Below are 11,148 nucleotides of genomic sequence, written 5' to 3'. Positions count from 1 at the left end.
GATCAGCCGTTGCCGGGGCGGGCGGGCCCCCCGCCCCGCCGCGGCGGGCCCGTGTCGGGGCCGGGCCGGGGGCCCGGGGCGGATCCGGAGCCGGGCCGCGGGCCGTTGCCGGGGCGGCCCGGCGCACGCCCCGCGAGGGCATGCGGCGGCCGCCCGGCCGCGGCGGGCCGCGCCGGGGCGGGCACCGCGTCCGCTGCGGCGCCCGAGCCGGGCTCCGGTTCGCCCGCCGCCCGGGCCGCCGTACGGAGCGGCGCGGTGCCGGCGCCGTGCAGGGCGAGGCGGTAGACGTCCAGGAGGCGTTCGGCGCTGCGCGCCACGTCGTAGTGCCGGACCACCGGAGGCACGGGCAGCCGGCTCGCCCCCGCCTCCATGTGCCCGCGGAGCGCGGCGAGGAGCTCCTCGTCCCCGGTGCCGATCCGCCGCGCGCCCGGCGCCTGCGCGGCCGGCAGGTCGTCGACTGCCGGACAGGTGACGTGCAGCACGGGCAGCCCGGCCGCCAGGGCCTCGACGACCGCCAGCCCGAACGCCTCCTCGCGGGAGGCGGAGACGAACACGTCCATCGCGGCCAGCAGTTGGGGAATGCCGGGCGCCCGCCCGCCGTCCTCGCCCAGCGGGTCCCGCTCGCCGACCAGGTGGATGCGGTGCTGCGCGCCCAGCTCGGCGGCCAGCGCGCGCAGCGCCGCGCGCTCGGGGCCGTCGCCGGCGAGCAGCAGGTGGGCGCCGGGCAGCGCGGCGACGGCGCGGACGAGGGCGTCGAACCGCTTGCCCGGCACCAGCCGGCCCACCCCGCCGACGACGAAGGCCCGTTCGGGGAGCCCGGTCCGGGCCCGGGTGGCGCGCCGCACCCCCGCGTCGAAGCGGAACCGGGCGGCCTCGATGCCGTTCGGGACGACGTGCACCCGCCCCGCCGGCACCCCCCAGGCGGCCAGCCGCGCCGCCACCGTGTCCGAGACGGCGACGGTCGCCGAGCCGAGCCGCTCGCCCGCCAGGTACAGCCTGCGGACCCCGGCCGACAGCGGCCGGCCCTCGATCTCGCCGTCGCCGAGGGAGTGCTCGGTCGCGACGACGGCGCCGACCCCGGCGAGCCGGGCCGCGATCCGCCCGTAGAGGCAGGCCCGGTACAGGTGGGTGTGGACGAGGTCGTACCCCCCGCGCCGGACGAACCTGGCGAGGCGGGGCAGCGCGCCGAGGTCCCGGTTGCCCCGCATGCCGAGGTGCACGACGCGGACCCCGTCGGAGCGCAGGCCGTCGGCGACCGGGCCCGGGTTGGTCAGCGTCAGCACGTCGCAGCGCATCGGCAGGTGCCGCAGCAGCAGCCGCAGCTGCTGCTCGGCGCCGCCGACACCGAGCCCGGTGATCACGTGCAGGACGCGCAGCCCGGACGGGTCCCAGCGCTCCGGGGCGGCGCCTGCCGCGCCCTCCCGGTCCTCCCGGCCCTTCGGGTCCTTCGGGTCGGTCATCGGCGCACCGCCCGCGCCAGCTCCCGCACGCCGTGGCGCAGCTGCTTGATGCGCAGCCGCCCGCTGCCGTCGGCCTGGCTGACGTGCGTGCGCGGCAGGGCGTACGGGCCGGCGAGCCGGCCGGGCTCGATGGCGCAGGCGTACTCGTACCCGGCGTCCCGCACGGCGTCCGCGACCCGGGCGTCGACGTGCCCGTACGGGTAGCAGAAACCCTCGGGCAGGGTGCCGGTGATCTCGCGCAGCAGGTCCCGGCTGCCCCGCAGCTCCTGCTGGAGGACGTCGTCGGGGGCGGCGGTGAGGTCCTGGTGGAGCAGCCCGTGCGAGCCGATCTCCTGGCCCGCGGCGGCCGCCTCGCGGATCCCCTCGGCGGTCAGGAGCGGTTTGCGCGGCCCCAGCGGGTCCCAGCGGTTGTCCACGCCGAGCCGGCCGGGCAGCACGAACAGGGTGGAGGTGCAGTCGTACCGGCTCAGCAGCGGCAGCGCGCGGGTGACGTAGTCGGTGTAGCCGTCGTCGAAGGTGAGCCCGACGAGCCCGGCGCCCCGGCCCTCGGCGCGGGCGCGCAGGAGTTCCCGGACGGACACCCCGCGCAGGCGGCGCGAGCGCAGCCACTGCAGCTGGGCCTCCAGGGTCCGCGGGGTGACGGTGATGCCGTACGGGTCCTCGGCCGGGTCGGTGAACTCGGTGACGGAGTGGTACATCAGGACCCACGGCGAGGCGGCGCTCCGGCGGGCGGATGCCATCGCGGCGGCCGGTGCCGTGTCGGTGTCAGCGGGCATTGCGGAACCTTCGGGTCATCTGGGCGAGCTGGGCGGACAGGGCGGTGACTTCGAGCGCGCGTATGGCCGTGCCGGTGGCCCCGAACATGGCGGGGACGAGCAGGCAGCCGAGGGCGGCGCTGAGCAGCGGGTCGGGGATCATCGGCCCGGCGATCCACCCGGTGGCGCAGGCGGCGGCGCAGGCCACGCCGAGCCGGGCGATGCTGAGGGCGACCCTGCGGACGTGGATCGCGATGATCCGCGGACCGATGCCGGCGAGGAGCAGCCCGGCGGTGGCGGTGATGCCGGCGGCGTTCGCGGCGGCCAGCCCGCCGGTCCCCCACCAGCGGACGGCGACGGCCCCGGCGCCGATGTTGACGGCGAGCCCGGCGGCCATGGCGAGCGCCGGGAACCAGGTGGGGCGGGCGGTGGAGAAGAAGGGCCGGCTCAGCGCGCCGACGAGGCAGTGGCCGAGCAGCCCCAGGGCGTAGACCCGCATGACGGAGGCGGTGGCCAGGGTGTCCTCGTGGGTGAACGCGCCGCGCTCGAAGAGGACCTGGATGATCTGCGGGGCGTACCCGATGACGAGGGCGGTGCCGGTGAGGACGGCGAGCGAGGCCAGCGCCAGGTCCTGCTCGACGCGGCGGCGGGCCTTCTCGCGCTCGCCGCCGGCCATGGCCTGGGCGACGACGGGGAAGGTGACCGTGCAGATCATCAGGGAGAGCACCATCGGCATCTGCGCGACCTTCTGCGCGTAGTTCAGGTGCGAGATCGCGCCGGGCGGGAGGGAGGCGGCGAGGAAGCGCTCGACGAGCACCTGGGACTGCCGGAAGACGGCGAAGCAGATGACGGGGGCGATCAGGCCGAGGGCGAGCAGGGTGGGCCGGTCCCGGTCGCGCCGGATGCGGGCGGCGCCCCGGACCCGGGGCGGGCCGAAGCCGACGCGCCGGACGAAGGCGGGCAGCTGCACCAGGACCATCAGCAGCCCGCCGGCCGCGACGCCGGCGGCCGCCGCCCGCACGCCCCACATGCGGTGCAGGGCGATCATCGTGCCGATGATGCCGACGTTGTACGAGACGTAGATCGCGGCCGGCGGCACGAAGGAGCGGTGGGCGCGCAGGGCGGCGCTGAAGTAGCCGGCGACGCCGAAGGTCAGCACGGTCAGCGAGGTCAGCCGGGTGCACTCGACGGCCAGGTGCGGGTCGGGCAGGCCGGGTGCGAGGACGGAGACGACGAGCGGCGCGGCGAACACCAGCAGGGCGGCGGCCGCGGCGAGGAGCACCAGCAGCCGCGGCAGGGTCGCCCCGACCAGCAGGCGTACGGGGTCCTGGGCCCGGGCCTCCTTGCGGGTGAGGCCGGCCCGGTCGGCGGACCGGCGGGCCAGGGCGTGGCTGAAGGCGGGCACCATCAGCAGCGCCATGGCGTCCTCGATCAGCAGCGTCGAGGACATCTCCGGCACGGTCCAGGCGATGAGGAAGGCGTCGCTGTCGTGTCCGGCGCCGAAGAGGTGCGCGATGGTCTGGTCGCGGACGAGCCCGAACACCGCTCCGGCGGCGGTGAGTCCGGCGGTGACGGCGGCGGCCCTGGCGAGGAACCGGCCGAGCGGGGCGGGCCCGCCGCCCGCGGGAGCCCCGCCTCCGGCGGCGCCCTTGCGGGCGGCCGGGCCGGGCTTCGCGGGGCGCGGCGGACGGCCCGCAGCCGCGGCGACGTCGGTCGTCGCCGCGGCCGCGGGCCGCCGCCAGGGAGTCGTGTCCGTCACCGGCCGGCCGCACCCGCCGCGCGGAGCGGGCCGGCCGCCCGCCCGGCGGCGGCCCGGGGCGGCAGCGCCCACCACGCCGCCAGACCGATGATCACGCCGGTCAGGACGGTGGAGGGGCCGCCGATGTCCGCGTACAGGAAGTCGGTGAGCTGCCAGAAGAGCAACCCGATCGCGATGAGCCCGCAGTCGCGGACCCCGCCGCCGGCGGCGTACCGGCGGGCGCCGGCGACGAGCAGCGCCAGCCAGCCGCCGGCGAGCGCGACGAGCCCGACGAGGCCCTGCTCGCTCAGCACCAGCAGGTACATGTTGTGCGGGGACAGCAGCGGCTGGCGGACGTAGCCCTGGCCGGCGCCGGCGGTGTCGCTGCCGGAGGACAGGCCGAGGGAGGCGTGCCCGTCCCGGTTCGCGGGGAAGCCCTTGAGCCCGACACCCAGTGCGGGCCGCTCCTGCCACATCGACCCGGCCGCGGCCCACATGGTGTAGCGGTCGGTCACCGACTGGTCGGGGGCGCTGGAGACCTGCGTGATGGAGGTGAGCCGCTCGGCGACCATCTCCGACCCGACGCCGAGGCCGCCCACCAGCACCACGCCGGCCGCGGCCAGCGCCGCCAGCACCTTGGCGGCCCGCCGGATCCCCGCCATCGCCAGGACGAGGACCGCCGCGCCGGCCGTGGCGATCCACGCGCCGCGGCTGAACGACAGCACCAGCGGCAGGACGAGCACCAGCGCCGCCGCGGCCGACAGCCGGCGCACCCGCCGCGTCAGGGCCGGCGACAGCGCCGCGGCCGTCGCCACGACCAGCCCGTACGACACCACGGTGGCCATGCCCATCACGTCGCCCGGCCCGAAGGTCCCCACGGCCCGGATGTCCTCGCCCTGGTACGAGGCCCCGGTGCGGGTGGCGTACTGGACGACCCCGACGGCGCCCTGCACCAGCGCCAGCACCACGAAGCAGCCGGCCGCCAGCCGGAACTCGACGGCGTCCCGCACGAGCAGCACCACCGCCGCCGGGACCAGCACGAACACCTGGAGGTAGCGCACGAAGCCCGGCAGCGCGGCGTACGGGTCCCCGGCGGTGGCGGTCGCGACGGCCAGCGCGAGCGCCGGCACCCCCAGCACCAGCACCGCGAGCGGGCTCAGCGGGCGGACCCGCCCGCGCAGCGCCTGCACCCCGCACACGGCGACCAGCAGCAGCGAGGCCGCGTCCGCCGGCCCCACCTTCCCGGAGGTGCTCGCGTCGCCCGCGGGGACCGGCGCGAGGAGCATCAGGACGGTCGCGGCCAGCGGCAGCAGCGGCCAGTGCCGGCGCAGCAGCTCCGGCAGCCGGGGCGCCCCGGGCAGGGCTCCGGCGGCGCCCGTCGTCACGGCGAGACTCATGGTCAGCTGCCCCCCAGCCGGAAGCGGAAGAAGGAGGCCGCCGTGCGGGCGAGGATCCACAGGTCCTGCCACAGCGACCAGGTGTCGATGTAGTGGTTGTCGAAGCGGGCCCGGTCCTCGATGGACGTGTCGCCGCGCAGCCCGTTGATCTGAGCGAGCCCCGTGATGCCGACGGGCATCCGGTGCCGCGCCTCGTAGCCCGGGTGGACCGCGGCGAACTTGGCGACGAAGAACGGCCTCTCCGGGCGCGGCCCGACCAGGCTCATGTCGCCGCGCACGACGTTCCACAGCTGCGGCAGCTCGTCCAGCGAGGACTTCCGCAGCAGCGAGCCCACCAGGCTCATCCGGTGGTCGCCGGCGACGGTCCACCGGGTGGCCGACTCGTGCTCGTCGGCCCGCAGGGTGCGGAACTTCAGCAGGGTGAACGGGCGCCCGTACAGGCCGACGCGCTCCTGCCGGAAGATCACCCCGGGCCCGTCGGAGACCCGTACGGCCAGCGCGCACAGCCCCATCACCGGGGCGGCGGCGACGAGCGCGACGGCGGCGAGGACCGCGTCGATGACGCGCTTCACCCGCCGCTCCGCCTGCCGGGCGGGCCGCGGCAGCAGCGGCTGGACGGCGTACCCCCACAGCTGGTCGGCGGGCTGGGCGACCCGCATGCCGGTGACCTTGGCGGTGCCGGCCGGGTCGGCGAGCCACAGCCGGCAGCCGTGGTCGTGGAAGAGCCGGACGAGGGAGGCGGTGCGCTCGTCGCACTCCGGCGGGCGGGTGAACACCGCGTGCCGGACGGCGTTCTGGATGACCGCGCGGCGGATGTCCTCGTGCGTGGCGAGGACCGGCGTCACCCCGTCGCCGTCGGCGCCCGCCCCGGTGTCCGCGAGCCCGACCGGCCGCAGCCCGTACTCGGGGCGCCCGTGCAGCGCGGCCGCGACCGCGCTCGCCCCCGCACCCGGGCCGACGACCAGCGCGGACGCGGGCCTGCGGCGGGCGGAGCGGCGGCGCAGCCCGTTCGCGATCCCCCGCCCCGCGCACGTCAGCACCAGGTGCAGGCACACCGCGCCCAGCAGCGCCGACCAGCCCAGCGCCCGCCGCGGGTCGGCGGCCGCGACGACCGCGGCGACCCCGCACCACAGGACGGCGGCCCGCCCGGCCAGCGCGGGCAGTTCGAGCAGCGCGGACGGCGCGAGCCGCGGCCGGTACAGCCCGCCCTGCGCGTGCAGCAGCGCGGCGAGCACGGCGACCGGCCCGGCAGCGGCGGCCGGCAGCCCCAGCCCTGGAGCGGCGGCCGCGGCCCCGGCCGCCGCCAGCACGTCGGCGGCGAGCAGCGCCGCCGCCCCGTCGCGGGGGTGGGCCCGCCGCGGCCGGACCAGCGGGCGGGCCTGCTCCGCCCCGGGCCGGCGCGGGGGGTGGATGGCGGCGGCCGCCGCCCGTCGGACGGCGGTGGCGCCGGCTCCGCCGCCGGCGCGCCCCGTGCCGCCCTGTCCGGTGTGCCGGGCTGGTGCGCTGTCCATGGTCATCGGCTGATGCGCTCCTGGTTCGAGGGCCGGGGCCTGCCCAGCAGTTCGTGGTACAGACCCGTGACCGCGTCCGTGGTCCGCCGCACGTCGAATTCGGTCCGGGCGTGCTGCTGGGCCTGCTCGCCGAGTTCGGCGAGCAGCCGCGGTTCGGAAAGGAGCCGGCCCAGGGCCTTGGCCAGGGCCGTCGGATCCTCCGGCGGCACCAGGCAGAGCCGTCCCTGGCCGGGCGGCAGGCTCTCCCGGGCACCGCTGACGTCGGAGACAAGGACCGGGCGGCCGCATGCCATGGCTTCCAGCGGGGCGAGCGCCATGCCTTCCCACCGCGACGGCAGTACAACGAGATCGGCGGCCCGAAGCCACGGTCGGATGTCGGCGGCGCCGCCCGCGAAGAGCACGCCGGGCGGCGCCGACCGGCGCAGCCGCTCGGTGTCCGGGCCGTCCCCGACGAGCGCCAGGCGCGCCTCGGGGACGTTGCCGAGCACCTCCCGCCAGGCGCGGAGCAGGATGTCCTGGCCCTTCTGCCGGCAGAGCCGGCCGACGCACACGGCGAGCGGGCCGTCGCCCACGAAGGCGGCGGGCAGCGGGAGTTCGGTGCGGGCGGCGGCCCGGTCGCGGGCCCGGTCGGGGTGGCGGGGGCGGAAGTGGTCGAGGTCGACGCCGTTGCGGACGACCGACCAGCGGGCGGCGATGCCCTCGGCCTCGCCGACCCGGCGCTCGGCCTCGCTGACGCAGAGCACCCGGTCGGCCCAACGGACCCCGAACCGCTCCCAGCGCAGGGCGAGCGCGGCGGTGGTCCCGGCCACGGCGTCGAAGGACCAGGCGTGCGGCTGGAAGACGGTGGGGATCCGGCCGCGGACGGCGAGGCGTCCGACGAGTCCGGCCTTGGCGCTGTGGGCGTGCAGGACGTCGGGGCGGGCGCGGCGGACCGCCCTGCGGGCGCCGAGGACCTCGGCGGCCAGGTCGGGCCCGGGGTTGCGGCCCGCCCGCCAGGCGAGGACGTCGGCCCCGGCGTCGCGTGCCTCGTCGGCGAGGCGGCCGCCGCGCGGGCAGCCGACGACGGGGCGCAGGCCGGCGGCGGCCTGGGCGCGTACGAGGTCGGCGACCACCCGGGCGACGCCGCCGTCGACCGGCTGCACCAGGTGCAGGACGGTCAGCGGGGAGGGGGAGGGCTGTGGATGCTGCTGTGTGGCCACGCGGAGCGGTTCCTTGCGCTCAGCGGCGCGCGTCTGTCTGGACGAAGAGCACGCCGAGGAATTGACCCTGGTTCTCGCCCGTGAAAGTGAAGTTCAGACTGCGGGCGCCACCGGACAGGGCGGGACTCAGGTCGAACACGTCCGCGTCATATCCGAGATTGTTCTGGTGTTCGGGCTGTCGCACGAACGCACTGCTTCCAAATTCCGTGATGGTGGAATTCGAGACGTCGTTGAAGGGGTTTTCGCCGTCGCTGACGCTGACCCGGCGCCCGCTGTCGGCGGTCACGGTGAGTGAGTCCCCGAGGGTGCCGCGGTCCCCGTCGTACGCGACGAGCCCGGCCTTGCCGCGGGAGCCCGCCGGCGCGCCCAGGCCCTCGATCCGCACGGTCTGCCCGCCGGCCTCGCCGGCTCCGGCGGCGACCTGCTCGAAGCCGTCCCACAGCGAGATCCGGCGCAGCGGCTCCTGCGGGTGCTCGTAGGCGACGACGAGCGTCCAGCCGCCCCAGGCGCCCACCGGCGAGTGGCCCATGGCGATGTTGAGCTGGGCGACCGTCCACATGCCGGCGCCGCCCCTGCGCACGAGCGGCGTGACGTCGGCGGAGGCCTGGTAGGCGTCGCTGCCGGCGTCCGTGCGGTGCCCGACCACCGTGTCGGCGAGCACCTCCTTGTACGCACCGCCCGGCTCGGCGACCAGGACGCGGCCGTTGTCCTCGGGCGGCTTCTGCTCGCCGACGCGCAGGTTCCCGCCCCAGTACAGGCGGGCGTAGGAGACGCGGGCGCCCCGGGGGACCTTCAGTTCGGCCCGGGTGGAGTTGTAGGTGTCGGGGTCCTTGTCGACCTCGCTGTAGAACATCTCGAAGTCGCCGTTCGCCCCCGCCGCGCCCTTGGCGACCTCGGCGCAGGGCTCGGCCCCGGGCGCCTCCTGCCGGCGGCAGGCGATGGAGGAGTTCGAGGCCCGGACCAGCCCGCCGTGCTGCACGGCCTGGTAACGCTGCGTGAAGGGAACGCGAGGGGCCTCCCCCGGGCCCGGGGGGGCTTCGGCGGCCGAGGCGGGGACGTTGGCCGAAAGTGCGAGGCAGGACAGCAGGCCGAGCGCGCCGAGGATTCTGCGGGAGGAACCCATGACCCTGTCTCCATTTTCGATCAAGACGACAAAACAGGAGTGCACTTTGTCAGAAATCCGGTCCGGAATCACGCCCGACTCGCGCGTACGGCCTTTTGGGCGATAACGCGCACCCTCGAAGGCGGCGAGTCGTTATCCGGGGGACCGGCGTTCGACCGAATGGAAATGGCGGACACCGGCCGGAGCACCCGCGGCGGCGCCTCGGACGCCGCGGCGCACCGGACGGACTCCCTCCGCTCCCGGCGCCCGCACCGGCTCATCCGCACACGCGAACGTCAACCGCGCCGCCCGAAACGGCGGCATCCGGGTGAAGCCACGCAACCCGCGCCGACGCCGGGCCGTTGATCCGGATGCTCCAGTACCGGGCAATCCTGCAAAAAAGGGACGACAATGATCAAGAAGATGGTGGCCACGGCAGCGGCAGCAGCCTCGGTCGTGGGCATCGGCGCCGCCATGGCGCCGCAGGCGATGGCCATCGGGAACGACAACGGGGTCAACACCGTCAACGGCAACGGCGCCTCGCAGATCTACGGCAACCAGGCCACCTACGGCAACATGAGCCCGCAGATGGCGCTGATCCAGGGCTCGTTCAACAAGCCCTGCATCGCCCTGCCGGCGAAGGTCAACGCCCAGTCGATCGCCGCCCTGCTCAACATCGGCGTCCAGGACATCCCGATCCTGTCCAACCCGATGAACCAGCAGTGCGTCGAGAACTCCACCCAGGCCAAGGGCGACGAGCCGCTCTCCCACATCCTGGACAACATCCCGATCCTCTCCGGGAACGTCTCCGCCGGCAGCTGACCGCTCCCGGCGCAGCGAGGCCGCCGCACCTTCCGGGTCGCGGCGGCCTCGTCGCGTCCGGACCGGCCGGGAAAAGGACGGCGCGGCCCGAGACCGCCCGCAATTCGCCCCCGGCCGCTCCGGGAAAATCCGCGGAAAACGGACGGAAAAAACAAGGGTTTCCTTACCCCCGCCCGCTCGTTGTTGTTTCTGCAGGGGACGAGCCCCTGCGGGAAAGGATCGAATTCAGATGACGTACAAGAAGGCAGTGGTGCTGGCCGCCGGCGCTCTCATGGCCGCCGGTGCCGCCTCGCCCGCCATGGCCGACTCGGCTGCCGAGGGGCAGGCCGTCGGCTCCCCCGGCGTGGCCTCGGGCAACCTCGCCCAGGTCCCGGTCCACGTCCCGATCAACCTCTGCGGCAACACCGTGAACGTCATCGCGGCGCTGAACCCGGTGTTCGGCAACACCTGCGTCAACGACTGACGTAGCGTCAGCGCCCCCGCAGGGGCGGACTCCTCGGGGTGGCCTCGGAGTGCACGGCGGTGCACTCCGGGGCCACCTTCGATTCAGCACCGGCCCCGCGCCGGTAGAACAGGGAAGGACCCATGCGACAGGTACTGAGCCGACAGGTACTGGGCAAGGGAATGCTCACGGCCGCGGCCGCATCGAGCCTGCTGTCGATCGCGACGGGCGCGGCCTCCGCGCACCAGGGGGCGGTGGCGGAAGCCGCGCACTCCCCTGGGGTGCTGTCCGGCAACAGCGTCTCGGTACCGATCACCCTCTCGCCGAACGTGTGCGGCAACAGCGTGGACGGCGGCGCGGCACTGAACCCGGCCTTCGGCAACACCTGCGTCAACTCGACCGGTTCGGGCGCCCAGCACGCGCACCGGGACCACGACCGCTACCTGAGCCCGGAGCACGCCGAGGCCTTCGAGCGCTACCTCCAGGAGCGCGAGGGGCGCCACGCCCGGCCCGGCGGGCCCCGCGACGGGCAGGCGCCGTCCGGTGAGGGCCGCCACCGGGCGCCGAAGCACGCGGCGCCGGAGCAGGCCGCGCCCGCCGCGCCGAAGCACACGGCGCCGAAGCACGCGGCCCCGCGGGCCGAGGAGGTCCGGCACGGCGGCGGGCCCGAGGAGGACTGCGACGACCACCCGCAGGGCCACCCCGCGCCGGCCCCCCTCCCC

The 11,148-nt window shown here is 76.1% G+C and carries 10 protein-coding genes; 3 read left to right on the top strand and 7 right to left on the bottom strand.

Features of this window, described 5'->3' with window-relative positions; translation table 11 throughout:
* Positions 1–2: 2 nt before the first annotated feature.
* From EF903_RS20035 to EF903_RS20005, 7 genes are all read right to left on the bottom strand, one after another.
* A complete protein-coding gene (locus tag EF903_RS20035) occupies positions 3–1,376 on the bottom strand; it encodes a glycosyltransferase (protein WP_125545097.1) in 1,374 nt (457 codons plus the stop codon).
* An 80-nt stretch (positions 1,377–1,456) separates the two neighbouring features.
* The gene (locus tag EF903_RS20030) at positions 1,457–2,236 is read right to left on the bottom strand and encodes a polysaccharide deacetylase family protein (RefSeq protein ID WP_125545093.1); all 780 of its coding nucleotides are present in this window, start codon (positions 2,234–2,236) and stop codon (positions 1,457–1,459) included.
* The gene (gene murJ, locus EF903_RS20025) at positions 2,226–3,974 is read right to left on the bottom strand and encodes a murein biosynthesis integral membrane protein MurJ (protein ID WP_125545091.1); all 1,749 of its coding nucleotides are present in this window, start codon (positions 3,972–3,974) and stop codon (positions 2,226–2,228) included. Before murJ ends, EF903_RS20030 begins: the two co-directional genes overlap by 11 nt.
* Positions 3,971–5,350, bottom strand: a complete 1,380-nt coding sequence (locus EF903_RS20020) for an O-antigen ligase (protein WP_125545090.1) — start codon at positions 5,348–5,350, stop codon at positions 3,971–3,973. The genes murJ and EF903_RS20020 overlap by 4 nt, the downstream gene beginning before the upstream one ends.
* 2 nt (positions 5,351–5,352) lie before the next feature.
* Positions 5,353–6,867 (bottom strand): exopolysaccharide biosynthesis polyprenyl glycosylphosphotransferase, encoded by a 1,515-nt coding sequence (locus EF903_RS20015; RefSeq protein WP_260615645.1) that lies wholly within the window; start codon positions 6,865–6,867, stop codon positions 5,353–5,355.
* Positions 6,864–8,060 (bottom strand): glycosyltransferase, encoded by a 1,197-nt coding sequence (locus EF903_RS20010; protein WP_125545087.1) that lies wholly within the window; start codon positions 8,058–8,060, stop codon positions 6,864–6,866. The genes EF903_RS20015 and EF903_RS20010 overlap by 4 nt, the downstream gene beginning before the upstream one ends.
* Positions 8,061–8,079: 19 nt before the next feature.
* A complete protein-coding gene (locus EF903_RS20005) occupies positions 8,080–9,183 on the bottom strand; it encodes a DUF3344 domain-containing protein (RefSeq protein WP_260615644.1) in 1,104 nt (367 codons plus the stop codon).
* Between the two features lie 390 nt (positions 9,184–9,573).
* On the opposite strand from EF903_RS20005, the gene EF903_RS20000 reads away from it, so the two are divergent.
* From EF903_RS20000 to EF903_RS35900, 3 genes are all read left to right on the top strand, one after another.
* Positions 9,574–9,984 (top strand): rodlin, encoded by a 411-nt coding sequence (locus EF903_RS20000; protein ID WP_125545083.1) that lies wholly within the window; start codon positions 9,574–9,576, stop codon positions 9,982–9,984.
* Between the two features lie 229 nt (positions 9,985–10,213).
* The gene (locus EF903_RS19995; protein ID WP_125545081.1) at positions 10,214–10,447 is read left to right on the top strand and encodes a chaplin; all 234 of its coding nucleotides are present in this window, start codon (positions 10,214–10,216) and stop codon (positions 10,445–10,447) included.
* 122 nt (positions 10,448–10,569) lie between these two features.
* A partial coding sequence (locus EF903_RS35900; RefSeq protein WP_312845946.1) for a chaplin occupies positions 10,570–11,148 on the top strand: 579 nt, incomplete at its 3' end.

The organism is Streptomyces sp. WAC05292 (assembly GCF_003949955.1).
Lineage (GTDB): Bacteria > Actinomycetota > Actinomycetes > Streptomycetales > Streptomycetaceae > Streptomyces > Streptomyces globosus.
The sequence above is the reverse complement of the archived record's forward strand: the minus strand, read 5'-3'. Positions and strand labels throughout refer to the sequence as shown.

Excerpts from the sequence above, each read along its gene's own strand:
- EF903_RS20000 (WP_125545083.1), top strand. The coding sequence starts at position 9,574 with ATGATCAAGAAGATGGTGGCCACGGCAGCGGCAGCAGCCTCGGTCGTG.
- EF903_RS20015 (WP_260615645.1), bottom strand. The coding sequence starts at position 6,867 with ATGACCATGGACAGCGCACCAGCCCGGCACACCGGACAGGGCGGCACG.
- EF903_RS20020 (WP_125545090.1), bottom strand. The coding sequence starts at position 5,350 with ATGAGTCTCGCCGTGACGACGGGCGCCGCCGGAGCCCTGCCCGGGGCG.
- EF903_RS19995 (WP_125545081.1), top strand. The coding sequence starts at position 10,214 with ATGACGTACAAGAAGGCAGTGGTGCTGGCCGCCGGCGCTCTCATGGCC.
- EF903_RS20030 (WP_125545093.1), bottom strand. The coding sequence starts at position 2,236 with ATGCCCGCTGACACCGACACGGCACCGGCCGCCGCGATGGCATCCGCC.
- EF903_RS20005 (WP_260615644.1), bottom strand. The coding sequence starts at position 9,183 with ATGGGTTCCTCCCGCAGAATCCTCGGCGCGCTCGGCCTGCTGTCCTGC.